This window comes from Hubeiibacter jixunmingi (assembly GCF_041928215.1).
Lineage (GTDB): Bacteria > Pseudomonadota > Gammaproteobacteria > Pseudomonadales > Moraxellaceae > Acinetobacter.
This window is the reverse complement of sequence record NZ_JBHFHK010000014.1, coordinates 1-26,591: the sequence shown is the minus strand read 5'-3', so window position 1 is coordinate 26,591 and position 26,591 is coordinate 1. Positions and strand designations below refer to the sequence as shown.

The 26,591-nt window shown below is 44.8% G+C and carries 23 protein-coding genes, 1 pseudogene and 1 other annotated feature; of the genes and pseudogenes, 10 read left to right on the top strand and 14 right to left on the bottom strand.

Annotation, left to right across the window (positions count from 1 at the left end):
* Nucleotides 1-94 precede the first annotated feature (94 nt).
* From ACEYX7_RS03660 to ACEYX7_RS03650, 3 genes are all read right to left on the bottom strand, one after another.
* A complete protein-coding gene (locus tag ACEYX7_RS03660; RefSeq protein ID WP_374804616.1) occupies nt 95-1,312 on the bottom strand; it encodes an IscS subfamily cysteine desulfurase in 1,218 nt (405 codons plus the stop codon).
* 2 nt (nt 1,313-1,314) lie between these two features.
* Nucleotides 1,315-1,788, bottom strand: a complete 474-nt coding sequence (locus tag ACEYX7_RS03655) for an Rrf2 family transcriptional regulator (RefSeq protein ID WP_374804614.1) — start codon at nt 1,786-1,788, stop codon at nt 1,315-1,317.
* 148 nt (nt 1,789-1,936) lie between these two features.
* Nucleotides 1,937-2,611 carry a hypothetical protein gene (locus ACEYX7_RS03650; protein WP_374804612.1) on the bottom strand — a complete coding sequence of 225 codons (675 nt, stop codon included), beginning with the start codon at nt 2,609-2,611 and terminating at the stop codon, nt 1,937-1,939.
* Nucleotides 2,612-3,104: 493 nt separating this feature from the next.
* Between ACEYX7_RS03650 and ACEYX7_RS03645 the strand changes: the two genes are divergently transcribed.
* On the top strand, nt 3,105-3,377 hold the full coding sequence (locus tag ACEYX7_RS03645; RefSeq protein ID WP_374804610.1) for an HU family DNA-binding protein: 273 nt from the start codon (nt 3,105-3,107) through the stop codon (nt 3,375-3,377).
* Nucleotides 3,378-3,625: 248 nt separating this feature from the next.
* A complete protein-coding gene (locus ACEYX7_RS03640) occupies nt 3,626-5,515 on the top strand; it encodes a SurA N-terminal domain-containing protein (RefSeq protein WP_374806777.1) in 1,890 nt (629 codons plus the stop codon).
* Between the two features lie 83 nt (nt 5,516-5,598).
* Here the strand turns inward: ACEYX7_RS03640 and ACEYX7_RS03635 are convergent, their stop codons facing one another.
* From ACEYX7_RS03635 to rpsU, 4 genes are all read right to left on the bottom strand, one after another.
* Nucleotides 5,599-6,510, bottom strand: a complete 912-nt coding sequence (locus ACEYX7_RS03635; RefSeq protein WP_374806774.1) for a LysR substrate-binding domain-containing protein — start codon at nt 6,508-6,510, stop codon at nt 5,599-5,601.
* Nucleotides 6,511-6,519: 9 nt separating this feature from the next.
* Nucleotides 6,520-7,461: an alpha/beta fold hydrolase gene (locus ACEYX7_RS03630; protein WP_374900217.1), complete on the bottom strand. Its 942-nt coding sequence runs from the start codon at nt 7,459-7,461 to the stop codon at nt 6,520-6,522.
* A 167-nt stretch (nt 7,462-7,628) separates the two neighbouring features.
* Complete coding sequence (locus ACEYX7_RS03625; RefSeq protein ID WP_374804602.1) at nt 7,629-8,075, bottom strand: GatB/YqeY domain-containing protein; 447 nt, start codon at nt 8,073-8,075, stop codon at nt 7,629-7,631.
* 115 nt (nt 8,076-8,190) lie between these two features.
* On the bottom strand, nt 8,191-8,406 hold the full coding sequence (gene rpsU, locus ACEYX7_RS03620) for a 30S ribosomal protein S21 (RefSeq protein ID WP_374804600.1): 216 nt from the start codon (nt 8,404-8,406) through the stop codon (nt 8,191-8,193).
* A 196-nt stretch (nt 8,407-8,602) separates the two neighbouring features.
* Between rpsU and tsaD the strand changes: the two genes are divergently transcribed.
* Nucleotides 8,603-9,610: a tRNA (adenosine(37)-N6)-threonylcarbamoyltransferase complex transferase subunit TsaD gene (gene tsaD, locus ACEYX7_RS03615; protein ID WP_374806773.1), complete on the top strand. Its 1,008-nt coding sequence runs from the start codon at nt 8,603-8,605 to the stop codon at nt 9,608-9,610.
* A gap of 75 nt (nt 9,611-9,685) precedes the next feature.
* On the opposite strand, the gene ACEYX7_RS03610 is transcribed toward tsaD, so the two are convergent.
* The 7 genes from ACEYX7_RS03610 to ACEYX7_RS03580 all read right to left on the bottom strand — a co-directional run bounded on the left by ACEYX7_RS03610 (nt 9,686) and on the right by ACEYX7_RS03580 (nt 15,446).
* A complete protein-coding gene (locus tag ACEYX7_RS03610; protein WP_374804596.1) occupies nt 9,686-9,901 on the bottom strand; it encodes a hypothetical protein in 216 nt (71 codons plus the stop codon).
* Nucleotides 9,894-11,300, bottom strand: coding sequence for a cell envelope integrity protein CreD (gene creD / locus ACEYX7_RS03605; protein WP_374900216.1), 1,407 nt, complete (start codon nt 11,298-11,300; stop codon nt 9,894-9,896). Before creD ends, ACEYX7_RS03610 begins: the two co-directional genes overlap by 8 nt.
* 216 nt (nt 11,301-11,516) lie before the next feature.
* The gene (gene ybgC / locus ACEYX7_RS03600) at nt 11,517-11,927 is read right to left on the bottom strand and encodes a tol-pal system-associated acyl-CoA thioesterase (RefSeq protein ID WP_374804592.1); all 411 of its coding nucleotides are present in this window, start codon (nt 11,925-11,927) and stop codon (nt 11,517-11,519) included.
* Nucleotides 11,928-12,019: 92 nt separating this feature from the next.
* On the bottom strand, nt 12,020-13,027 hold the full coding sequence (gene ruvB / locus ACEYX7_RS03595) for a Holliday junction branch migration DNA helicase RuvB (RefSeq protein WP_374900215.1): 1,008 nt from the start codon (nt 13,025-13,027) through the stop codon (nt 12,020-12,022).
* 1 nt (nt 13,028) lies between these two features.
* Complete coding sequence (gene ruvA, locus ACEYX7_RS03590; RefSeq protein ID WP_374804588.1) at nt 13,029-13,637, bottom strand: Holliday junction branch migration protein RuvA; 609 nt, start codon at nt 13,635-13,637, stop codon at nt 13,029-13,031.
* Between the two features lie 70 nt (nt 13,638-13,707).
* Nucleotides 13,708-15,036, bottom strand: a complete 1,329-nt coding sequence (locus tag ACEYX7_RS03585; RefSeq protein ID WP_374804586.1) for a deoxyguanosinetriphosphate triphosphohydrolase — start codon at nt 15,034-15,036, stop codon at nt 13,708-13,710.
* A 122-nt stretch (nt 15,037-15,158) separates the two neighbouring features.
* Nucleotides 15,159-15,446 carry a hypothetical protein gene (locus ACEYX7_RS03580; protein ID WP_374900214.1) on the bottom strand — a complete coding sequence of 96 codons (288 nt, stop codon included), beginning with the start codon at nt 15,444-15,446 and terminating at the stop codon, nt 15,159-15,161.
* Between the two features lie 67 nt (nt 15,447-15,513).
* On the opposite strand from ACEYX7_RS03580, the pseudogene ACEYX7_RS03575 reads away from it, so the two are divergent.
* From ACEYX7_RS03575 to ACEYX7_RS03545, 7 genes and pseudogenes are all read left to right on the top strand, one after another.
* Nucleotides 15,514-16,337: pseudogene (locus ACEYX7_RS03575) on the top strand (integrase core domain-containing protein).
* Nucleotides 15,789-15,905: a sequence feature (AL1L pseudoknot), on the top strand. Its footprint overlaps the pseudogene before it by 117 nt.
* 361 nt (nt 16,338-16,698) lie before the next feature.
* Complete coding sequence (locus tag ACEYX7_RS03570) at nt 16,699-16,899, top strand: helix-turn-helix transcriptional regulator (protein ID WP_465246274.1); 201 nt, start codon at nt 16,699-16,701, stop codon at nt 16,897-16,899.
* Between the two features lie 3 nt (nt 16,900-16,902).
* Complete coding sequence (locus tag ACEYX7_RS03565) at nt 16,903-20,202, top strand: SNF2-related protein (RefSeq protein WP_374900213.1); 3,300 nt, start codon at nt 16,903-16,905, stop codon at nt 20,200-20,202.
* Entirely contained in the window at nt 20,199-20,897 is a 699-nt protein-coding gene (locus tag ACEYX7_RS03560) for a DUF4391 domain-containing protein (RefSeq protein ID WP_374900212.1), read from the top strand. Before ACEYX7_RS03565 ends, ACEYX7_RS03560 begins: the two co-directional genes overlap by 4 nt.
* Nucleotides 20,898-20,937: 40 nt before the next feature.
* Complete coding sequence (locus ACEYX7_RS03555; protein ID WP_374900211.1) at nt 20,938-22,818, top strand: site-specific DNA-methyltransferase; 1,881 nt, start codon at nt 20,938-20,940, stop codon at nt 22,816-22,818.
* 10 nt (nt 22,819-22,828) lie between these two features.
* The gene (locus tag ACEYX7_RS03550; protein ID WP_374900210.1) at nt 22,829-25,936 is read left to right on the top strand and encodes a type III restriction-modification system endonuclease; all 3,108 of its coding nucleotides are present in this window, start codon (nt 22,829-22,831) and stop codon (nt 25,934-25,936) included.
* 37 nt (nt 25,937-25,973) lie between these two features.
* On the top strand, nt 25,974-26,438 hold the full coding sequence (locus tag ACEYX7_RS03545) for a hypothetical protein (RefSeq protein WP_374805069.1): 465 nt from the start codon (nt 25,974-25,976) through the stop codon (nt 26,436-26,438).
* Nucleotides 26,439-26,591 lie beyond the last annotated feature (153 nt).

The window sequence follows — 26,591 nt, the reverse complement described above, 5'->3', positions numbered from 1 at the left end:
CTCCAAATATTCCAAAAAATTTAATACTGCTTAAGTCAAGTTACTGGCAGGTTTTGATACTATAAGCGGGTAAACTTGACTTAGATTTTGAGAATCAGTGTTCTTGCCATTCTACGCTGTTGAGATCAATACCGTCTTTGTACATATCCCAAAGTGGTGACAATTCACGTAATTTTTGTACTGCATTGCGAGTGACTTCGATGACATGGTCAATTTCTGCTTCAGTGGTGTATTTACCGAAGCTAAAACGGATTGAGCTGTGAGCCAATTCATCAGATAAACCTAAAGCACGCAATACGTAAGATGGCTCTAAAGTGGCAGATGTACACGCAGAACCGCTTGATACAGCGATGTCTTTAAGCGACATCATCAATGATTCACCTTCGACAAAGTTAAAGCTAACATTGAGATAATTCGCCACGTTTTGTGTAGGATGACCATTCAGATATACTTCTTCCATATCTGCCAAGCCATTCCACAGCTTATCACGTAATTTGCGGATGCGTTCTTGTTCAGCATGCATGGTCTGACCCATGATTTCAAATGCTTTACCCATACCCACGATTTGATGCGTTGGTAACGTACCTGAACGCATACCACGCTCATGACCACCGCCGTGAATCATTGCTTTCAAACGTACACGCGGATTACGACGTACAAACAATGCACCGATACCTTTAGGACCGTAAGCTTTGTGAGCAGAGAAGCTCATCAAATCTACTTTTATGGTGCTTAAATCGATATCGACTTTACCTGCAGCTTGTGCAGCATCAACGTGCAAAAATGTCTTGTTGGCACGGGTTAATTCGCCAATCGCAGCAACGTCAGTCACAGTACCTAATTCATTATTGACCATCATCAAAGACACTAAAATAGTGTCTTCACGCAATACTGCTTTGACCATATCCGGCGTGATTAAGCCTGTGCGTGGTTCTGGCTCGATGTAAGTGATTTCAAAACCTTGCGTTTCTAAATAACGGCAAGTGTCCAAAATTGCTTTATGTTCGATTTTAGACGTAACAATGTGCTTGCCTTTATTTTTGTAAAACTCAGCGATACCGATTACTGCCAAGTTGTCTGATTCGGTTGCACCTGACGTAAACACGATTTCGCGTGGATCAGCTTTGACCAAATCTGCAACTTGTTGGCGTGCGTTTTCAACTGTTTCTTCAGCTTGCCAACCGTAACCATGTGAACGTGATGCAGGGTTACCAAAGTTACCTTCGAAAGTAAGGGCTTGCATCATTGCTTCAGCCACTTCAGGTAAAACAGGGGTAGTAGCTGCATAGTCAAAATACATTGAACGAGTCATAATTAATGTGTTCCTGTAACATGGAAATGGGCTAGATCATCATGTGATGATTGGCGTATAGCAACAGTTTGTACGTTTTCACGGTTAATCAAGTCGGCTAGGGTAATACTGCTTAAATAATTTTCAATATGTGCAGATAAACCGTGCCACAAGTCATGTGTCAAGCACATTGCACCATTTTGGCAATTACCTTGATGATCACAACGTGTCGCATCAACGCTTTCATTGACCGCTTCAATGATCTCTAAAACAGTAATCGTATCAGCAGAACGTGCAAGCTTATAGCCGCCGTTAGCACCACGTACACTGGTAACCAACTGGTTGCGTTTTAATTTAGAAAATAATTGCTCAAGATAAGCAATAGAAATAGTTTGTCTGGCAGCGATTTCCGAAAGAGTGATGGTCTGATCGGCAGGTCGAAGTGCCAAATCAAGCATTGCAGTGACGGTATATCGCCCACGAGTAGTTAGACGCATAAAGGAAAATTCCAGTTCAATCATCTAAAAGGATTAAACGAATTATAATTAATTCAGAGTAAAATAGTCAAGTTTATTTTTTCTATTAATCTTATTGGATTTTTCATCAAAGAGAGTATAGCACTCTCTTTGATTATTGGTAAGTTTTTTATTTCATTGCTAAAACAAAAATAGTGATTGCCATAGCGACAATAACTACCCAATAAGCAATGCTGAGCATACGATGGCGATGTTTCAAACGTAAATAGTCATTTTTGTAGCCTTTAGCACGAATTTCTAATTTACGCATATGCTTGCGTTGTAATTCAATTTGTGAAACCAAGCGTTTAGCAGTCGGGCGAGGCGTTTTATTTTCAACTTCACTGCCTGTTGTCATGCTGAGTAAATTACGCCAATCGCTGAGTACAGCAGGTAAGGTAATACTGATTAAAAATGCTTTGAAATCTTGGTGTAATTCAGTTTTTCCACCAATACGCAAATTTCTGATGCGTTTATTGTCACCCAAAAGTAAAATCCGTATCAAATCCATCATCGATACATAAATAATCATATCTGGTGCTTTTTCTGATTTTGTATATGCCTGTTCCCAATCTAACAATAAGCCTTTTTTATCAAAAGTTGCGATGATTCTGGCAGAAGGATAGTAAGTATTAAATTGCACTCGCAATGCCATACGCTCGAATTGAGTGCTATAAGATTTGGCAACACGGTCATTTTTGATGACATAAGACAAAGCTGTTTCTACCGCAACAATCAAGATAGATTGTGCATCAATGTGCGTGTTGTCGGTATGTTGTTCAGCTTTTTTTTGGTCTTCAGTCATAGTGGCTCAGATTGCAAAGAAATGATGTACGGATTTAAGGCTAAAAAGTCATGACTGTCAAGCCTAAAAAAGAGCTATTATGGATAGGTGATGTAACAGATGTGCTTTGTAAGTAAAGAATTTGTATGATTTTATCACAATCTTATCGGTTGATTAAGCAAATCATGATGTCGCTTCAAGATTGGTTCAAATAAAAATATTAAATTAAAAAATGTCGAATGATAAAGATAATTTTTAGGTATCTGTGATATTGATCTCAACTTTGCAATATGCCTGAAATTACAAGAAAAAAATTCATAAAAAAGTATGAAAATCTCTTTTAACGCACTGTGATATCAGCTATCATGCTTGCCATTGTGGGATTTTTTAAGTTTTTTGAGAAATTTCTAGGAGAATACTTGTTTTATGTATTCGCTATTGCTATAACAGCAAGATGGCGAGCCATGGCAGGTATAGCCTAACTATTTGAAAATCGAACCAGAGGATATCTTTGATGAATAAGTCAGAATTAATTGATGCAATTGCTCAAAAAAGTGGATTAACTAAAGTTGACGCGGGTAAAGCCCTAGATGCAACTTTGGAATCTATCAGCGATGCGTTAAAAGCAAATGACACTGTAACTTTGGTGGGCTTTGGCTCATTCATGGTAAAAGAGCGTGCTGCACGTACAGGTCGTAACCCTAAGACTGGTGAAGAACTTCAAATCGCTGCCAGCAAAGTACCAAGCTTTAAAGCAGGTAAAAACTTGAAAGATTCTGTTGCATAAGTTTTTGTTATCAATACAAAAAAATTATGCTCTAGTTTTCTTACTTGAGTAAAAACGTATCTTTATGATACGTTTTTTTGTTTTCTGATATTTAAAAATAAGCAATAAATCTGATATATGAGCCATATTTGGATTTAAGCCGCACTAAGTTTGATATTAAATTTGTGAAAAATAGCCGATTTTACTTGGTTTAAATGCCATTTTTCGGTAACATTGCCACTTATTTTGCGGTTTTTTTGAGAGTTGTTATGGAAACGTTTCGTCGCTTGATGCGTGGGTGGCTGGGTAAAGTTTTATTGGTGGCATTTTTGACACCTTTAGCATTAACAGGTGTAGATCAGTATTTTAACGGTGGTAGTCAATACGCTGCCAAAGTCAATGGTGAGAAAATCAGCCAAACGGATTTAGATCAGCGTATCAATCAACAACGTGGCGATTATCTACAGATGCTAAACGGTGATAGTTCACTGATCAATGATGCTGTATTACAAGAACAAACGCTGAATGCAATGATTATGCAACAGCTTTTATTACAACAAGCAGACAAATTGGGTATCAATCTTAGTGATGCACAGATTGCAGATATTTTGCGTACCATTCCTGACTTTCAAGAAAATGGTCAGTTTTCACAAGCACGTTTTGAAGCAATTTTAAAACAACAAGGTTTGAGTGTGGATCAACTGATTGCATCGCAACGTCAGCGAGATGTAATTACCTTATTGATGGATAGTATCATCAAGGCAACACCTTATTCAAACAATACACGTCAAGCATTAATTGCAATGCTTGCACAGGAACGCGTAAGCCATATTGCTGAGATTGATCTCAATCAGTTTGCCCAGAATTTTACTGCGACTGATGCACAAGCCAAAGCCTATTATGATCAACATCAAAAGCAATTTATTTTGCCTGCTGCGGTTGATGTCAGTTATGTCGTGGCATCACCAAGACAGTTCGCTGAAAAGGTTGAAGTGAGCGAAGAAGAAATCCAAGCACAATACAACCGCTATGTGGCGGAACATAGTAAAGATGCCAAACGTGAAGTCAGCCATATTTTGGTCACTACAGAAAAACACAGCCCAGAACAAGCACAAGCTTTGGCAAATGAAATCAATGCTAAATTAAAAGCAGGCATAAGCTTTGCATCTTTAGTGCAGCAATATTCTGAAGATCCTGCATCTAAAGCACAAAGTGGTAAGATTACTGGCTATAGTGTTGGTGTATTTGGTGATGAATTTGACCGTGCGGTGGTAGGTTTGGCTCAAGGGCAAGTGTCTGCACCAATCAAAACACAATATGGTTATCACCTTATCCGTTTGGATAATGTAGAAGGTTTGGCGAACGTCCAACCATTGGCGGACATTCGTGCAGAAGTAACAGCACAAGCAAAATTACATAAAGCAGAACAAGAGTTTGCTGAATTGGTTAATCAAGCAACTGATGCAGGTATGCAAGCAGACAATTTGACCCCAATTGCTGAAAAATTCAAAACCACTGTTCAATCTGCCAAGGCATTTACGCAAGCAACAGCTAATCCAATTCTTGCCAACCCAAGTGTACGTGGCAAACTGTTCTCGAGCGAAGTGGCACACGGCGATCATAACGTCTCTACTGCGATTACATTGCCAAACCACGATATTGTGTGGGTAAAAGTAGCCAGCTACCGTGCAGAAGCACAACAAAGCTTTGAACAAGCCAAGACACAAGTTATGCAAGCGGTAAAACGTGAAGAGCAAATTAAGCAAGCACGTGCCAGCATTGATGCAAGCCTTAAAGCTCTTGCAAGTCAGCCTGCAAGCAGTGCAATCGCTCAAAGTAAATTAAACTTTAGAGATCTAGGCCCAGTGCCACGATTTGGTCGTATGTTACCGCAAAGTATTGAACGTGCGATTTACAGTGTTGCTGCACCAAAAGAAGGGCAGTGGTCAGTAACCACGGCAGACAGCGGTGATAAACTGTATGTGATCGGTGTGTCAGCAGTGCAGAAGAATCCACAATTTAATTTGGATGCACAGCAGACAGCACAATTGACAGATCGTTATGACCCACGTGGACAATTGATTTTGAATGATTATACGCATTACTTACGTGACAATGCAAAAGTAAAAATCCATACCACGCAACCAACAACACCATAATGCGTGTTGTTGCTGAAGCAATAAAAAAAACCTATCAATCGATGATAGGTTTTTTTTTTGAGCTGGATTAAATCAGTTTGCAATTATGCTTTAGACATCTCTACACAAATATCTTTTAAGATATGATAAACAATGTCAAATTCGTTTTGTAATGGCGTACTTTTACGTGTAACCAAAGTTAAAGTGCGTTTTGGTGCTTGATTTACAGTAAAGGTTTTTAACCCTTTAAGTTGTAATTGATTGATATTTTTGAGTGCAATGTGTGGCATCATGGTAAAGCCTAAGTTGGCAGAAACCATCTCTAACACAGTTGGCAAAGAGCTGGCTTTCAAGCGAGCATCATTTTTGCGTTCATTGATTGGGCAGGCACTTAAAGTGTGATCGCGTAAACAATGTCCTTCGTCAAGCAAAATCAATCGACTAAGATCTAAATCAGTCATTTCTTTTGCATTGAGTGTTTTGGAATCTTTTTCACTACATACAATATAAAGCTCTTCAGTAAATACTTCTTTTAATTTCAAGCTGTTGGTGTCAAAAGGCAATGCCAAAAACACCATGTCTAAACTACCATGCTCAAGATCTGAAATGATTTTACTGCTCTGATTTTCATGCAGATGGAAATTGATGCGTGGTAATTTTTCCTGCACTTGATTTAATAGTTGTGTCAGGATAAAAGGCGCAATAGTAGGAATAATACCAAAGTGTAAGTCACCTGTTAAAGGTTCGCTCATTTCACGGCTTAGACGCATTAGATCTTGTGCATCTGCGAGAAGTACTCTGGCACGTGCAACCACTTCTTCTCCAAGTGGTGTTAAACGTACGTTTTGTCTATCGCGTTCGACCAACATTCCACCAAGTAAACGTTCAAGTTCCATAATCCCGCCTGATAAAGTGGATTGGGTAACAAACGAACGTCGAGCGGCCTCAGTGAAGTGTAAAGTCTCTGATAAAGTGACCAAGTAAGAAAGCTGACGGAGTGAAGGTAATGCTGCCATGGTGTCCTATCAATTGTTTGCCATAAAATGGTCTGTAAATAAGTCTGCTAATTTTGCCATAAAATGGGGGGAGATGTCATGCCCTAAACCATCAATTAATTCAAATTTTGCATGAGGAATGGCTTTTGCAACGGCTTTTCCGTTGCTCGGCGGGATGAGTTTGTCTTTTGAACCATGAATGATTAATGTAGGTGATTGAATCATATGGTTAATTTTTTTGAGTGAGCCTGTGGTTAGAATTGCGTAGAACTGTCTCTGTGTGCCCATTGGGTGGTAACTACGTTGGTATAAACCTTGTGCAAAGTCGTAAAACTGTGAATTGGTGCTATAATTTGGCGATGCGATCATCTGATAAAACTGTACAGTGTTGTTGATAATATCTTCAGGATTATTGCTTTTAGGGCGTTTGAACATTTGTTTTAAGATAGATAAGTTGGGTGGTTGTGCGAATGATTGGTTGTTGCTAGTAAATAATAAGCCTAGACTTTTGACTTGATTTGGATATTTCGCTGCTAAAATTTGCGCAATCATACCACCCATTGATGCACCTAAAATATGGGCTTTTTCAATATGTAGTGTATTGAGTAATAAATGCACATCTTCTGCCATATCGTAGAGTGTATAACTCGCCCCATTGGTTGCTAAGCCAAGACTAAAACGCCCCATAGTTTTAAGTAAAGATAAAGGTGGTTGCAGAAATTCACACTTATTGGATAAACCACTATCACGATTATCAAAACGTATTACCCGAAAGCCACTATCTAGCAATAATTGACAAAAAGCATCTGGCCACATGGTTAATTGCGAGCCTAAACCCATGATGAGCAGAATGGTAGGACGTTTTTCATCGCCAGCCATTTCTACGCAAAGTCGTTGCTTATTCGATAGATCAATAAAATGCTGTTGCATAAATGGAAGAGTAGTGCTTTTTGCTGTGGTTGATTTGGTCATAGTAGTCGTTTAATTGTGTAAGTACATGCTATTGTAGCCAAAATAAACAAAAAAATGCAATGCAAGACAAAAATACAAAGTGGTTTTTAATTTTTATGGACGTAGAAATGCAGACACTTAATAGGGTCAATAATAAAATTTATTTTGGGAGTAGAATAGAGTTAAAATCAGCCGAGTTGTGCTTTGATTTTAGCAGATACTTGTACAGGATCAGCACGTCCAGCTATGATTGGACGTAGAGCGTTCATCACCTTACCCATATCTTTCATGCTAGTTGCTTGTTGTGCAGTAATGGTTTGCACAATAAGAGAATCAAGTTCTTCCTCAGTCATAGCTTCTGGTAGAAATTGAGATAAAACCTCAAGTTCGGCTTGTTCTTTACTAGCTAAATCTTCTCGATTGGCAGCTTGATAAGCTTTAATCGATTCTTTGCGTTGCTTGACCTGTTTCTCGATTACGTTCAACACTTGATTGTCATCAAGCTCGATACGCTCATCGACTTCGATTTGTTTAATGCCCGCTTGCAAACCACGGATCACTGTCACGGTCGCCATATCTTTTGCTTTCATGGCAGTCTTTAACGTTTCAGTAATATTGGCTTTTAAAGTCGTCATCAGTGTATCTCAATCAAATTAAAGTCAAACAACAAATCAAATAAATTATTGAATTAAATTAGAAAATCTAACCTAAAACTTAACTTAAAAAATTTTCTTAAGTATCAATAATCAATTAGTACAAACGAGTAGTACGGATTGATTCACGAGATACTTTCTTTTGATAACGCTTAACAGCAGCAGCTTTTTTACGCTTACGCTCTTGTGTTGGTTTTTCAAAAAATTCGTGTTTACGTACGTCAGCCAAGATACCTGCTTTTTCGCAAGAACGTTTAAAACGACGGATAGCAACGTCTACTGACTCGCCTTCTTTCAATTTAACTTGTGGCATAATAACCTCTCTGTCAAGATGATGGATAATGTAAATTGCTTTAAAATCATATCAATACAGTGAATTTCGATAAGCTTTATTGATAGAAACAACAACTTACGGTGAATGAAGGCGCTATTTTACGCTTTTCTGTTTGCACTTACAAGTCTATAATGTGTATTCTTGTCAGAAAGACCACAAAAGTAGGTAATTGATTGTGTTGGTATTGGGTTTAGAAACATCTTGTGATGAAACAGGTTTGGCATTATATGACAGCGAAAAAGGCTTGCTCGGACAAGTATTATATAGCCAAATTGCATTGCATGCTGAATACGGTGGCGTGGTACCAGAACTCGCCTCACGCGATCATGTGCGTAAATTAATTCCTTTATTAGAACAATTATTACAAGATTGCCAAGTGACAAAGCAAGACTTAGATGCTGTAGCCTATACGCGTGGACCTGGGCTAATGGGAGCGTTGATGACAGGTGCATTGTTTGGGCGAAGTTTGGCTTTTGCTTTGAATATTCCTGCTATTGGCGTGCACCATATGGAAGGGCATTTGCTTGCACCGCTATTGTCTGAGACACCGCCAGCGTTTCCATTTGTGGCATTGTTGGTATCTGGCGGACATACGCAACTCATGGCGGCACATGCTTTGGGACAATATGAACTGTTGGGCGAATCCATCGATGATGCTGCTGGGGAAGCTTTTGATAAAGTAGCAAAAATGCTGAATTTACCTTATCCAGGTGGGCCAAATATTGCTAAGCTTGCTGAGCAAGGTAATCCTGATGCGATTGCTTTCCCTCGTCCATTGATGCAACAGGCATTAAACTTTTCTTTTAGTGGTTTAAAAACCGCTGTATCGGCTCAAGTCAATGCATTACAAGGGCGGGGACGTGATGCAGATATTGCAGCCTCATTCCAAGAAGCGGTAGTCGATACTTTGGTGAAAAAGTCTATAAAAGCGTTAAAACAAACAGGTCTAAAACAGTTGGTCATCGCCGGCGGTGTGAGTGCCAATGTGCGATTGCGAGAAAAATTGCAAAAATCTTTATCAGGTATGGGGGCGAAAGTCTATTATGCTGAGCCGGCACTGTGTACTGATAATGGAGCGATGATTGCTTTTGCAGGTTATCAACGTTTGAGAGCTGGGCAAAAGGATGATTTGCAAGTCAGCACTACGCCACGTTGGCCAATGGCAGAATTGCAAGCGGTTTAAGCTGATTTTTAACAATTGGAAATGATAAACATCCCATAAAACGTTTATTTTATGGGATGTCTATATTTTGATGATTTAAGCTAAATGGATTTTCTCATCAACGCGATATAATTTATTTCCTCGAAAATAAAGTAATATACCCAAAGATTGACAAACCACCATACTACCTAGATTTAAATACAATAGATTATTTAAACGTAACTGCATTAAACAATCTGCCAAACTACTGGATAATAAAAACTTTATTCTATTTGAGTGGCGATTTACACGTTTGATACTGATTTTATTCATCACTTTCTCCATACTGTGGTGATGTTAAAGTTTCTTCATCATCTGATTTATTTTTTGGTTTAACGTTTTCATTCAAAGCATACCAATCGATATTTCGTGTTACAAACATCGCTACTGCCACCATCATAAACGCTAAGACTGAACCGAAAATCAAAGTCATACCCGAAGACTGTAATAAAACATACATTACACCGTATAAACTACTTAATAATAAGGCGAAAATTGTGGCATCTTGCCAACGCTTTAATACATAGATTAAATACCATGAAATCAGGCTGATACATGCTACACTGGCGATCCAATAGGCAAGCATATAGTTTAATTGCTCACTAACAGATAACAGCAACATAAAGAATACCGCTTGTGCTACACCAACCAATAAATATTGAATCGGGTGAATACGTAATGATTTTACAACCTCAAATAAGAAGAAGCATGCAAAAGTAATCAGCGTAATAAACCAACCATATTTGATGGCACGATCAGTTTGTTGATAAATATTCTTTGGATCTAAAAATTCCATCGCTAAGCCATTATTATTGTCGTCTAATAATGTACAATGGGCATTCTTTAAACATTGATTGACATCAGTATTTGATAATAGCGTGTATGATGCAAAGTTAGACCATTTTGCATTAAAATGTTGTGTATCTGAGTTATTGGTTTTGGGCAAACTACTTCCCAAATATTTTACATTTTGCCAATTACCTTGTGCATTAAAAGACTGTGTATTTTCATCGCCAAAGAAATTAAATTGTTTTAATCCTTCAAGCTGAATATCAATCTCAAACTGATTAACACTTTGCAATGGGATATTTCCTAAATCTAGTTCTAAGCCTAGTTCTGGATAGGCTTTACTGGTTGAAAAAGCATATTTTTGCCCATTAATGGTCATCATGATTTTTTGCGATAATCCACGTAAATCTTTAATTGGCAAAATCATTTTTGCAGCTGTTAATTCAGATGGATTATTTGGATTTGAGGCTGGTGTATTAAATTGCCCTTTACCTGTGATATGCGTGATAAAATTGGTGGCACGATAAATACCACGCTGATATTGGTCATTTTTGACCTCAAAATCTGCATTCCAATCATTTTGTTGCATCGGCGTGATACGGTATTCATCTTGTGAGCAGTTTATTACAGAGCTAGTTTGTGGTGTGGAAGTTGTCGTTTCTTTCATATTGTCACAGGCAACATAGGGTTTATAAGGCGCCATAATAAAAGGTGACATCATCGCTTGTGAACCGATTTGATTTTGCTCAATCTGTTCGACGACATTGTTTTGATAACTTTGCCGTTCATTGACCAAATAGCGTACAAAGGACAACGCCATCATCATTGCGATGAGCAATACACAGAGTATTGCCAATTTTGCCATTACATTTACTTTTTGCATCATCTTTGACCTATATGATTGAGATGATGCAATCATGCATGGTACAGATGGTTTTTATTTGAAATGAAAATGAAATATGTGTGAAGTTTGTGTGAACTGAGATGCGTTGATTTTAAATCTGCCCATGCAAGAATGAGCATCCGTGCAACATTAGATATACGAGTTGATTGGTAATACCTTGAATATAACCTAAAATCTTGATTAAATTAAAAAATATTATTGTGAATTCATTGCAATTGAATCGATAAGCATCGCACGTAAATTTTCAGGAAATTTGCGTGGGCGTAAGTTTTTATCTAAGCAAGCAATGCCCACTTCACCACTGACTAATAACTCTTCACCACGATATATTTTTTGTTCTAATACGAATGATGCGGTTTTACAAGATAAAGCCTTTGCAGTAACTGTCACATAGTCATCCATCATGATTGGACGATGATATTTTATTGCGATTTGATGTACTACAAAGTTATAATCGCTTTGGTGCCAATAATGATCAAAACCTGCGGCTCTAAGCCATTCAGTGCGAGTGCGTTCCATATATTTGATATGATTGGCATGATAAACAATACCGCCTGCATCAGTATCTTCGATATAAACACGAATATTGAAACGAAACTCGGACATATTGCCCCCAAAAAGCCAAAAGTAAATGATGCAGAATGGCGTTGATTTTACCCGAGATTGCAAAAAATACTTTGGCGATATTGCTCAAGTTTTTAGTTTTTTTCACCGTCTGGGATAGGCAAATTAAATAAATGATAACTTTGAGCCGTGGCGATACGGCCACGTGCGGTACGCATAATATAGCCTTGTTGCATCAAATATGGCTCAATCACATCTTCAAGCGTGCCACTGTCTTCCGCCATAGACGCTGCCAATGCTTCCACACCAGCAGGCCCGCCTTTAAAACGTTCTAATAGCATAGACAAATAACGATGGTCTAACGTATCCAATCCGACTTTATCGACATTGAGCATATCCAAGGCTTGCTGTGCCATATCTTGTGTGACTTCACCTGTACCACGCACTTCAGCATAATCGCGTACACGACGCAATAGACGATTGGCAATACGTGGCGTACCACGTGAGCGGCGGGCAATTTCTAAAGCCCCTTGTGCAGTCATGGCAACCCTCATTAATCGTGCTGAACGCTCAACAATAATGCTCAAATCATCAACCGAATAAAATTCCAAACGTTGCACAATACCAAACCGATCACGCAAAGGTGATGTCAATAAGCCGGCTCTGGTTGTGGCTGCAACCAAAGTAAATGGCGGCAAATCGAGCTTAATCGAACGTGCGGCTGGCCCTTCACCAATCATAATATCTAATTGATAATCTTCCATGGCAGGATAGAGAATTTCTTCAATCACGGGTGATAAACGATGAATTTCATCAATAAATAACACATCACCTTCTTCCAAATTGGTCAGCATGGCTGCCAAATCGCCTGCCCGTTCCAGTACTGGTCCTGATGTGGATTTGAGATTGCCGTCCATCTCACGTGCAATAATATTTGCCAGTGTAGTTTTACCCAAACCTGGGGGACCAAAAATCAAAGTATGGTCTAAAGCTTCACCACGTCCACGGGCAGCACGAATAAAAATATCCATTTGCTCACGTACCACAGGCTGACCGATATAATCTGCCAATGTGGTAGGACGAATGGCTCGGTCGATATGATCTTCGGCTTTTTCTTGTCCAGTAATCAGGCGGTCATACATATTATTTCACCATATTTTTTAAGGCAGCTTTGATTAATCCAGCACTGTCTAGGCCATCAGCTTTGACCATGGCGACTGCTTTTTGGGCTTCGGCTGGTTTATAGCCCAAAGACATTAATGCGGCTTCGGCTTCAGCAACAGGCGAGTCAGGTAAAAATTGCAAACGTTCAATTTGTGGTAAGTTATTGTGACTACTGCCATTTTTTGCCAATTGTTTTAAACGATCACGCAGTTCAATCACCAAGCGTTCTGCGGTTTTTTTACCGACCCCTGGGACTTTGACCAAGCTTTGAATATCTTCATGTTCAATACTATGAATTAACAATTCTACGCTCAAGGTAGATAAAATCCCTAATGCCATTTTTGCCCCAACACCATTGACTTTGAGTAAAGTGCGGAACAAAAATTTTTCTTGCATATCGCTAAAACCATATAAATGCTGAGCATCTTCACGCACCACAAAATGCGTCCAAAGCTTGACGGTTTCGCCTTTTTTAAATTGACAAAAGGTAGATAAAGGCACATCTACTTCATAGCCTACGCCATGACTGAGTATTATAACGGTTGGAGCTTCTAGGTAAATCACTTCACCACTTAAATAACCAATCATGATTTGTTAGCCTATGTTGTCAATAAAAAACTGCCACACTATAGCATAAGCTGGCTTGAGATTTAAAAAATTATAACAAGCCCACTTTATTGCCCTGTAACTCTTGAGCCAAAGCATAGGCTTGATGGTCGGAACATTTTGCTAGCATATCCAATACCGCAATCACGTTGTCAAAATGATTATCACCAAAATGTATACCTAGACTTTGTAAAATCACCAAAATGCGTTGTTGTTTAAAACTAACCTGATGCTGTGGGTAGGCAAGGGGAATAAAAGCATGCAATAATTGATGTAAGCTACTATGAGCGAGCAACTCCAAATCGGCTTTGCTACGGTGATTATAGAGTTTTTGTCGAGCGAGATTTTTGGCATCTTGAATACCTTGGCGGATATCGGGATGGCAATAATGCAATAAATGATGCTGTAATTGACCATGCAAGAGTACGTCATGCTGTGCTTTAAAGGCATCGGTGACGCATTCTACCAAATGTTTCATGGCACGCCCACGCAAGGCGGCGATTTTTTGTTGCCAAGTGGTGTTTTGTGACAATTCTAAAGGCAAACCCCGATCGCCAAGCAAAGCAATCAAAATGCCTTCAACTTCATCATAATCCAGCATCTGTAGGCTTAAGCCATCTTCAAGGTCAATCAGGGCATAGCAAATATCATCGGCTGCTTCCAATAAATAACTCAAAGGATGACGGCAATAGTGATATTCACCAAGCTGAATTAGACCCAGTTGTTCAGCGATTTTTGCCAATAAATCTTTTTCACTGCGATAACAACCAAATTTGGCACGTTGATGCGATGCAACACCATCGAGTTGTGCTTGGCTCAACCAAGGATATTTAAGATACGTCCCCAAAGTGGCATAAGTCAATCGCATACCGCCATCATTGGGGTGATAATCAAGGCGTGTCAGCACACGTAAGCCTTGGGCATTGCCTTCAAATTGACGCAAATCTGCCCATTGTTCAGCACTAAACCAATCAGGATGCTGTTGGTAGGCATCATCAAACCAATCCCGAATGGCATATTCCCCTGCATGTCCAAAAGGCGGATTGCCAATATCGTGTGCCAAACAGGCGGCTTGGATACTGGCACCCACATCATAGGGACTAATCCATTTGGGTAAGGCGTGGTTGATTTTTTCTGCTGCCATCATGCCCAAAGAACGCCCGATACAAGACACTTCTAGCGAGTGGGTTAGGCGAGTATGAATACCATCTTGTTGGGTCAATGGATGGACTTGGGTTTTACGGTTCAGTTGTCTAAAACTGGATGAAAAAATAATCCGATCATAATCTTTATGAAAAGGGCTGCGGGCTTGTTCGGTATGGCTTTTGTGGCTGCCAAGGCGATTGGCATTGAGTAGTTGTATCCAATTCATTTCAGTCATATTGTGTTATCTCAGTTGATTTTTCATTTGTGTTATCATGCCATATTTTTACTGAAAAAAAATGAAAACTTTAAAAATAAGCGACTTGATTTGTCGCTCAAACGGTTTTAAATTTTCAAAAATTAGTTGACACTTTTAAAGCTATTTTCTTTTAAAAACACATCATCAAACCGACCTTGATACAAGACAATTTGATAGGTTTGATTGACTTTAATGTCTTTTTGATAGCCATGCCAACGTTCGTTGATGGTAAAATCTGCTTGTTTTAAAGGTGGATTTTTACTATCAATGATTTGCCATGTTTGATAATAATCGGTCATTTTTACCAGTTTGGCATTGATAATAGTGAGTTGTATTGTTGCATCATTTTCATTTAGATAACGATTCACTGTGACCAAAGTATTATTCACCATCAAGCCCAAAGTAATGAACCGTACTGAGAAAATCGGAGACCCAAAACTCTGAGACAATACCGTTATGAAAAACAAACAATACTCAACTGAAATCAAGACTCGAGCCGTTGAACTACTCATCGACTCACAAAAAGACTATCCCACACTATGGGTAGCCATACAAGCCATAGCACCCAAAATCGGATGCACACCTGAAACCCTTCGTTCATGGCATCAAAAGCACCTAGCCAAACAAAATCCCACTACCGTAACTGTTGAAAGCCAGGCTACTCGCATTGCGGAACTTGAACGAGAAAATAAAGAACTCAAACAAGCCAACGAAATCATTCGTAAAGCCGCCGCTTTTTTCGCCCAGGCGGAGCTCGACCGCCCACGCAAGTGATGGTCAAATTCATTGATGATGAGAAATCCTTATATGGGGTCGAGTCGATTTGCAGAATCCTGCCAATCGCCCCATCCACCTACTATCGTATCAAAGACGAACAGGACAACCCAGAAAAACAAAGTCGCCGTAAACAAAACCACAGCTACCTGCTTGCACGGATTAAAAAAGTATGGGTGGCTGATTTCACCACATCAAGACAAAAACAGGCTGGGTCTATACCGCCTTTGTCATTGACGTATTTAAGCGTGTCATTGTCGGTTGGTACGACTGGCGATTCTTATGACAACGCTCTTGCTGAAAGTGTGAATGGGCTATACAAAACGGAGGTAATTGATTATTTTAAACATGAATGGGAGGGTGTAAAGGATGTTGCATCGGCAACCCTTGATTGGGTACACTGGTACAACCATGAACGATTACATTCTACTAATGAATATTTGTCACCTGTTGAGGCAGAAAATATTTACTATCGTTCATTAAATCGGTCAAGCTATGCTGCTTGACTCAAGATAATCTGTCTCCGATTTTCTTAGTACGGTTCATTTTGTGAGTCGATGAGTAGTTCAACGGCTCGAGTCTTGATTTCAGTTGAGTATTGTTTGTTTTTCATAACGGTATTGTCTCAGAGTTCTGGGTCTCCGACAATCTCGGTACGGTTCAGGTTGGGATTTCACATTATGGTGGCGGAACACGGAACCGAACCCGCGTCCGCTTTCAGAACCAGATAGTAACGCATGGCTCCTGAGTCCGTCGATTCGACGATTTGGCTGTTTTTCTTCGCCCAGCCTCTTGCCTAATTCGCCGTTATATGGAAAAATTGGCAAATCTTGGCAATTTATATTCATCAACGGCAAAGGCGAGACGATGGCAGACTTGGAAGGTGAAATCCTGACTCTGGACGAGGTAGCCGCTTACTTGAAGGCTGGCAAGCGCACCGTCTACCGTCTCGCAGCCGAAGGCAAGGCTTCTCGCTTTCAAGCTAGGCGGCACGTGGCGCTTCCATCGCAGCGACCTGGACGAATGAATTGCTACCAATCTGACCAACAAGGATTCGGGGGTAAGTGACTGATGGAACTGATCGACAATATCAGCAGGTTGCTTGGCGACGATCTCAAGCAGACCCTCCGGCCAGGCGCGCGCCTGAAGGTCGCGGCCTCGTGCTTTTCGATGTACGCCTTCGAGGCGCTGAAAGCCGAGCTGGGAAAAATTGACGAGCTGGACTTTATCTTCACCTCGCCCACCTTTGTTGCCAACGAGGTCACCGACAAGATTCGCAAAGAGCGAAAGGAGTTCCACATCCCCAAGCTCGACCGCGAGCGCAGCCTCTACGGCAGCGAGTTTGAAATCCAGCTGCGCAACAAGCTCACCCAGCGGGCGGTGGCTAAGGAGTGTGCTGAGTGGATACGGCGCAAGGCCAAATTCAAGAGCAACCGCACCAAAGCGCCGATGCAGCAGTTCGCCTGCGTGCAGGCTGGCGGCACCGACACGGCTTACATGCCCCTGCACGGGTTCACCGCTGTCGATCTCGGGTACCAGCAAGGCAATGCGGTTTCCAACCTCGTCAACAAGATGGACGAGGCACTCTTTGCTGCCACGTACCTGAGCCTATTTGATCAAATTTGGAACGACCCCGAAAAGCTGGAGGACGTGACTGTGCAGATTTGCGAGCACATCGCCTCGGTCTACCAAGAGAACTCACCCGAGAGCATCTATTTCCTGATGCTTTACAACATCTTCAACGAGTTCCTCGACGACATCGACGAAGACGTCCTGCCCAACGACCGCACGGGCTACCAAGACACCCTAATCTGGAACAAGCTGTTCAACTACCAGAAGGATGCTGCTACAGGGATCATCAACAAGTTGGAAACCTACAGCGGCTGCATCCTGGCGGACAGCGTCGGCTTGGGCAAGACCTTCACCGCACTGGCCGTCATCAAGTATTACGAACTGCGCAACCGGTCAGTGCTGGTGCTCTGCCCCAAGAAGCTCGCGGATAACTGGCTGAACTACAACCGCAACCTCAAGACCAACATCTTCGCCCGCGACCGGTTTAACTACGACGTCCTCTGCCACACGGATCTGTCCCGCACCAGCGGCGAGTCCTTCGGTACGCCGCTGAACCGAATCAACTGGGGAAACTACGACCTCGTCGTCATCGATGAGTCGCACAACTTCCGCAATAACGACGCCTACAAGGATAAGGAAACCCGCTACCAGAAGCTGATGCGCAAGGTGATCCAAGAAGGGGTCAAGACCAAGGTGCTGATGTTGTCGGCCACGCCAGTCAACAACCGCTTTACTGACTTGCGCAACCAACTGGCCCTGGCCTACGAAGGCAACTCCGAAAACCTCACAAAAAAGCTGCGCACGGACAGAAGCGTCGAGGAAATTTTCCGAGGCGCACAAGCAGCGTTCAACGCGTGGTCGAAGCTCCCCTTGGAAGAACGTACCGCGCGTGCGATCCTCGATTCACTGGACTTCGACTTCTTCGAACTGCTGGACAGCGTCACCATCGCACGCTCGCGTAAGCACATCCAGACCTTCTACGACACCAAGGACATCGGTCAATTTCCGGAGCGCCGCAAACCGCTGTCGTTTCACTGCCCGTTGACCGAGCGGTCGGATGTGTTGGGCTTCAATGAAATTTTCGAGCAACTCTCACTGCTCAAGCTGGCCGTGTATGCGCCCATCAGCTACATCCTGCCCAGCCGTCTGAAGAAGTACGAGGAGATCTACGACACCAAGGTAGGCGGCAAGGGCACGCTGCGCCAAGCCGACCGCGAAAAGAGCCTGCAGGCCCTGATGACGGTCAACCTGCTCAAACGGCTTGAAAGTTCGGTGCAGTCGTTCCGGCTAACGCTGCAATCGCTGCGGGCCAACAACGAAGCCACCCTCGCAAAGATCGCTGCGTTCAATCAATCCGGCGGCGCGGTCACGGTGGGGGACCTCACGGAAGTGCTGGAAGTGCTGGATGCAGAGGACGATGAGCTGCCAATGCCTGGCGACGAGATCGGCGAGATCGGCGAGATCGGCAGCAAGATCAAGATCAGCCTCGCCGACATGGACTTACCGTCCTGGGAGCACGAACTGAAGGTGGACTTACAGGTCATCGATGCCTTGCTGGCTTCGATGAACAAGATCACGCCGCAGGACGACGCCAAGTTGCAGCACCTCAAAGCACAACTGCTCGGCAAGATTGCAAACCCAATCAACCCCGGCAACAGGAAGGTGCTGATCTTCACAGCCTTTGCTGACACCGCTGATTACCTGTACGCCAACCTTGCGCCGGAGCTGCTGGCTACGCTCGCCATCCACACCGCCAAGGTCACCGGCAAGGGGGCACCGCAGTCCACCATCAAGAGCAAAACTCAGAAGCGCAACTATGACTTCCAGGAACTGCTCACCCTGTTCTCCCCTCGCTCTAAAGAGAAGGCGTTGATACTGCCAGACGAGCCGCACGAGGTGGACCTGCTGATCGGCACCGATTGCATTTCCGAAGGCCAAAACCTACAAGACTGCGACTACCTCATCAACTACGACATCCACTGGAACCCAGTACGCATCATCCAGCGCTTTGGGCGCATAGATCGCATTGGCTCGCCCAATAGCAGCATCCAGCTGGTCAACTACTGGCCCGACATTTCGCTCGACGAGTACATCAACCTCAAAGAGCGCGTCGAGAGCCGAATGATGATCGCTGACGTGACCGCCACAGGTGACGACAACGTGCTGTCTGCGCAGGCCAACGACGTGTCATACCGCAAGGAACAACTACGTCGCCTGCAGGAGGAAGTCATCGAGCTGGAGGATTTAAAGACCGGTGTCTCCATCACCGACCTGGGCCTCAACGACTTCCGCATGGATTTGCTCAACTACGTCAAAGCCCAGGGCGAACTGAGCAATGTGCCCAACGGGATGCACGCCGTCGTTCCCGCCAGACCTGAGATGGGCTTGCGGCCGGGCACGATCTTCACGCTGCGCAATCGCAATGCTGGGATCAGCCTCAACCAGCACAACCGCCTGCATCCGTACTACCTCGTCTACATCAACCGCGAGGGAGAGGTCATTCATGATCACACCGAGGTTAAGCGCCTACTCGATCTAGTGCGTACCTGCTGCAAGGGCCAGGACAAACCCATCGTCGACGTGTGCCAGCGCTTCAATCAGGAAACGGCGGATGGCCGCCGGATGCAGCCGTACTCCGACCTGTTGGGCAAGTCCATCCGTTCGATGATCGAGGTGACGGAAGAAAAGGATTTGGACAGCCTGTTCAGCGGTGGCAAGACCACAGCACTGACAGACACCATCTCCGGCCTGGACGACTTCGAACTCATCAGCTTCCTCGTGATTCAGGAGGCAGGATGAGTCAAGGAGTGACCACAAAAAAAACAGCGCTGATCGCCTACCCCAAGCAAGCTGCTTTCGGGCGCGTGCTGCCCAAGAACAAAATCTATGAGCACAGCGGGGCCAACACCCGGCTGAAGGAACTGTTCGTCGAGCAGGTCGAGCAGATCGTCTGGCAGTACAAGCTCGCCCCAGAGACGATCAACCTGCCTGCGCGGCCCGGTGTGCCGGAAATCCAGATTTTCAGCATCCAGCTCAAGTCCACCGAGCTGCACGAAGACGTGCTCCGCTGCATTGATGGCGCGGTGCAGTTCCCGATCATGTTTGAACTACACCAAGGCCAGGGCGATCAGGCGAAAACGCAGGTAGTGGCGGCTTACAAGCGCCCGAGCGAAGCCGATGCCAGTCGCTGGGTGCTATCCAGCTACTTCACCAGCGACTGGATGCCTGCGGCAACTGCCCGTACGGCTATGCCGGTGGCCCTCGACATGGCCCACCTGTACGCCGTCCTGCTGCAAGGCTTAATGCCGTTGCCAGCACGTCCACAGGAGGCCTTGTCCGACTGGATTGCGCGCATTGAACGGGCACAAGCCAAGCAGCGTGAAATTGAAAAAACACAGGCAAAATTAGCTAAGGAAAAACAATTCAACCGCAAGGTTCAAATCAACGCAACCCTGCGGCAATTGAAATCTGAGCTTGAACAATTAACCCGCTGAACCCCGATATGGTGGAAGCAAAGCAACCAAAGGCACCAACATGACCAAACTCAAAATGCACTCACCCAACCTCACGCAAGAAAACATCGCACGCATTCGCGATCTGTTTCCGGGTTGCGTGACGGAAGCCAAGGGTAAAGATGGAAGCGTGACGCTGGCCGTCGATTTCGACCAATTGAAACAGGAGTTGGCCGAGTCGATTACTGAAGGTCCGCAAGAGCGCTACCACCTAAACTGGCCAGGGAAACGAGAGGCTCTACTCGCTGCTAACGCCCCCATCGCGAAGACGCTAAGACCAAATATCAAGGAGAGCTTGCACTTCGGCGAAACGCGCAATTTGTTCATTGAGGGAGACAACTTGGACGGACTAAAGCTGCTTCAGGAGTCTTATCTCGGCAAAATTAAAATGATCTATATTGATCCTCCCTATAACACAGGAGATGATTTTATTTACGAAGATGACTTCGCCGAAAATACATCTGCTTATCTTGCGCGATCAAACCAGAGAGACGAAGCTGGCGCTCGTCTTATACTGAATTCAGACAGCAGCGGGCGATATCACTCGGACTGGCTTAGCATGATGTACTCCCGACTTAAGCTCGCCAGAAATCTTCTTAGAGATGATGGATTGATATTTATATCCATCGGCGACGAGGAAGTTGCAAACCTGCGGAATATCTGCGACGAGATTTTTGGAAGAGATAACTTTGAAGGGCACATCCACTGGCGCCGCCGCAGCAATCAACCGAACGACCCAACCAAAATGATTGGTCTGGTCGCTGAGCACATCCTTGCTTACGCAAAAGACAAATGGGTCTACAAAGCTGCCGGGGTGGGTAAAGTCGAACTAACGGGAGCTTTTTCGAACCCAGACAACGACCCACGAGGTGATTGGGCATCTAAGCCTTGGAAAGTGGGCAGCGATCAAAGTGGCTCAAGATACACAATTGTCACCCCTACCGGAAACCGTCTTGATGATGAGTGGATGGGAGAAGAAGCCACCTACAAGAAGCTTCTTGAAGACAATAGAATTATCTTCCCAAATAATGGGAACGGATCTCCGCGTAAAAAATACTTTAAATTCGAGCGCGAAGAGGAGGGTCAATGCGCAACAAACTGGTGGAGCCATGAGCAATTTGGCCATAACCAGGAGGGGAATTCGGTGCTGACCGAATTGATGGATGGAACCAAAAACACATTCAGCAACCCGAAGCCTCCAAAGCTTATTCGCAATTTGATGGCGATTGCGAATTGCAAAGAAGGAGATGTTGTCCTTGATTTTTTCCTCGGCTCCGGATCAACATTCCAAGCAGCTTTCGAGTATGGGAAGAATCTGAAATTGATTGGCATTCAGATACCAGAGCCGCTTGACGGAGCCAAGAAGGAGCATAAGCCAGCGGTCGACTTCCTATCGAAAAATAATCTTCCTTTGACCATAGCAGAAATCTCAAAGGAGAGAATTAGACGAGCTGGAAAAACCGTACACCAAGCGGCAGCTGGAGTATTCGATTTTGGCTTTCGGGTTCTAAAAATCGATTCGTCGAATTTGGCGGATGTTTACTATCGCCCAGACGAAATCGAAAAAGATCAACTTGACTTATTGGTTGACAACATCAAGCCTGACCGCACGGCGGAAGACCTGCTGTTCCAGGTGATGCTCGATTGGGGCGTTGACTTGGCGCTGCCAATTACCAAAGAAACCATGCAGGACAAGGAAGTGTTCTTTGTTGATGAAAATGCATTAGCCGCCTGTTTTGATGCGCATGGCGGTATTGATGAGGCCTTTGTCAAAGAGCTTGCCAAGCGACAGCCACTGCGCGTGGTGTTCCGCGATGCAGGTTTCAAGGACAGTGCGGTCAAAATCAATGTGGAGCAGATTTTCAAGCTCTTGTCGCCTGCAACCGAAGTGAAATGCATTTGAGGAGGCGGCGATGAAGTTGAAATTCAAGACGCAGGCCTACCAGACGGCGGCCGTGCAGGCAGTAGTGGACTGTTTCAAGGGACAGGTTCCGCATCATGGCGGCGTTCGCTATCGGCTCGATCCAGGCAGCCAGAAAGCAGCCCCAGCGAGCCCGCAAGCGGCGCTCGCGCTGGAGGCCGCTTCGCCTGAAGCTGCAGCGGAAAGGGAAGCCGCATTCCGCAACGCCGACTTCACGTTGTCGGAAACAGCGCTGCTCGACAACATCCGAGCCGTGCAGCACGGCCAGAATCTGCCCGTGTCGGACGCACTGGTCAAGACCAAGGTGGCCAAGGTCAATCTCGACATCGAGATGGAAACGGGCACGGGCAAGACCTACTGCTATATTAAGACCATTTTCGAGCTGAACAAGCAGTACGGCTGGAGCAAGTTCATCATCGTGGTACCCAGCATCGCCATCCGTGAAGGCGTGGCCAAGTCGCTGCAGATCACCGCCGAGCACTTCTTGGAGACTTATCACAAGAAGGCACGCTTCTTCATCTACAACTCAAAGCAGCTGCACCACCTGGAGAGTTTCTCTTCGGATGCGGGCATCAACGTGATGGTGATCAACGTCCAGGTCTTTAATGCTACTGGTAAAGATGCTCGCCGGATCTACGAAGAATTGGACGACTTCCAGTCGCGCAAGCCCATCGACGTGATCAGCGCCAACCGCCCGATCCTGATCCTGGATGAGCCTCAGAAGATGGAAGGCGAGGAGACGCTGAAGTCGCTGGAGGAGTTCAAGGCGTTGATGGTGTTGCGCTACTCGGCCACCCACAAGACTACGCACAACAAGATCCACCGTCTCGATGCGCTGGACGCCTACAACCAGAAGCTGGTGAAAAAAATTGCCGTGCGCGGCATCGCGGTGAAGGGGCTAGCGGGCACGGCGGGTTATCTGTACCTGCAGTCCATCGAGATTTCGAGCAAGAAGCCGCCAGAGGCGCGTGTGGAGTTCGAGCAAAAACTGGCGGGTGGCAACATCAAGCGGGTAGTGAGGAAGCTCTCCAAAGGCGACAACTTGTTCGATCTGTCGAACGGGCTCGATCAGTACCGAGATGGATTTGTCGTAGCCGATATCAACGCCAACTCCGACACCCTGAGCTTCACCAATGGCGTTGAGCTCACCGTCGGGGATGCGACTGGTGATGTGACCGAGGCCGCGCTGCGCCGCATACAGATCCGAGAGGCCATAAAGGCGCACTTCGACAAGGAACAGGCGCTGTTCCAGCAAGGCGTGAAGGTGCTCACGCTTTACTTCATCGACGAAGTGGTCAAGTACCGAGACTACTCGCAGCCCGACGAAAAAGGTGAGTACGCCCGCATCTTCGAGGAGGAGTACCAGCTCTACCTCAACGAGGTGCTGGAGCTGGATGAGACGCCGTACGTCAAATACCTCAAAGGGATTTCTGCCGACAAAACGCACAGCGGCTATTTCTCCATCGACAAGAAGAGCAAACGGCTGGCCGACCGAAAGGTCGCAGCGCGTGGCGAGAACGCGGGACTTTCTGACGACGTAGACGCCTACGACCTGATCCTCAAGGACAAGGAGCGGTTGCTGTCGTTCGTAGAGCCCGTGCGCTTCATCTTCTCGCACTCTGCCCTGCGTGAAGGCTGGGACAACCCGAACGTGTTTGTGATCTGCGCGCTCAAGCACAGTGACAACACAATTTCCCGCCGCCAGGAAGTGGGACGTGGCTTGCGACTGTCCGTCAACCAAAGCGGTGACAGGATGGATCACCCGGCCACGGTACACGAAGTGAACGTGCTGACTGTGGTGGCCAGCGAGAGCTACAAGGACTTCGTAGCGGCGCTGCAGAAGGACATCAGCGAGTCGCTGTCGGCGCGTCCGCGCTTGGCGAATGAGGCCTACTTCACCGGCAAAGTTCTGAAGACAGCGACTGGTGATGTCGAGGTCACACCGCAACTCGCTAAGCAGATCTACAAGTACCTGCTCAAGCACGACTACACCGACGACGCAGATCGCATCACCACCGCGTACCACGAGGCCAAGAAAGACGGCGCGCTGGCTGCGCTGCCCCCCGAGTTGGCACCACATGCCGAGCAGGTGTTCAAACTGATTGACAGTGTTTTCAGCGAGAGCCTGTTGCCCGAAATTGGTGACGACCGCAAGCCCAAGAAGAACCCGCTAAACGCCAACTTTGAGAAGCAGGAGTTCAAGGAGCTTTGGAATCGGATCAACCGTAAAGCGGCGTACAGCGTCGACTTCAACTCCGACGAGCTGGTGCAGAAAGCGGTCAAGACACTCAACGACAAAGATGCAGGGCTTCGTGTGACCCCGTTGCAGTACACCATCCAGCACGGTGAACAGGCAGCCGCTGTGACCTACGATGGGATCAAGGGCGGCAAAGCTTTTGAATTGAAGGACTCTGAGACGGAAACTAACCGCGTTTCAATCCATTCAGGGGTCAAGTATGACCTGATCGGAAAACTTGCAGAAGGCACCCTGCTGACACGGCGTACGGTGACCGAAATCCTCAAGGGGCTCAGCACCGCTGTATTCACGCAGTTCAAGACTAATCCAGAGAGCTTCATTGCCGAGGCGATACGCCTAATCAACGAGCAGAAAGCCACCGTCATCATCGAGCATCTGGCCTACGATCCGGTTGAGGACAAGTTCGATCTAGACATCTTCACTGCCGGACAAACCAAGCAGGACTTCAGCAACGCAGTCAAGACGCCCAGACACCACATCTACGACTTCGTGCTGCCGGATTCCGGATCGAAGCCAGAGCGCGATTTTGCGGAGGCTTTGGAGGCCAGCACTGAGGTCGTCGTGTATGCCAAGTTGCCGCGCGGTTTCTTGATCCCGACACCGGTCGGCGACTACAACCCAGACTGGGCCATCTCGTTTAAGGAAGGCGCGGTGAAGCACATCTACTTCGTCGCAGAAACCAAAGGATCGATGTCCTCGATGGATCTGCGTGAGATCGAGAAAACCAAGATCAAATGCGCTCGCAAGTTTTTCGATGAGATGAACCGTCGCCACTCACCTGAAAATGTGAAGTATGACGTAGTGGATAGCTTTGGCCGACTTATGGAGTTGGTCAAACAATAGATACCGGCATCTTAGGAAATTCAGAAAAATCTAAGCCTTGATTGCCTCCGCAGTTGCAGGAGGCATTTCTTCGGCGGAAAATGATTGTGTTTCACAAAGGGAAATCATGAGAATCAAGTTAAACAACGGAAAGCTAGTAGAGAAATACACTGTCGCCGATGTGCCTGCAGAAATAAATTGGGCAAAAAGCACTGCTTTAAAGAAGGCGAACCACACGGCAGATACTTGGCAAGGGCGATTCCCTCATAAGCGGTTTGAGAATATTTTCCTTGGAGATCTGGCAAAAAATATCGTCAAGAAATACTTGCTGCAAGAGATTGCCGGAGTTTCACCATTTCTTATTGAATATGATAAAATAAGAAGCGATGACTTTAGAAATAGAGACATGTTCGATTTGAAAATCCAAAAGGATGCAACGTCAATAGAGCTAGAAATTAAATCCTCGGGCGAAAAAACAATCTTAGACCCATCCTCACTAAACTCTTCGCGTAGACTAATTTAGGACTTACGCAAAACCGTAATTTTTTTTGCATAAGGGGAATAAACTATAGTAGCATAAGGCATGACAAAAAAACCACTCACACGCTTAGACTACTGCCAATACCTAATGGTGAGCCAAACCAACTACACACTCACCTACTATGCAGAGCATCAC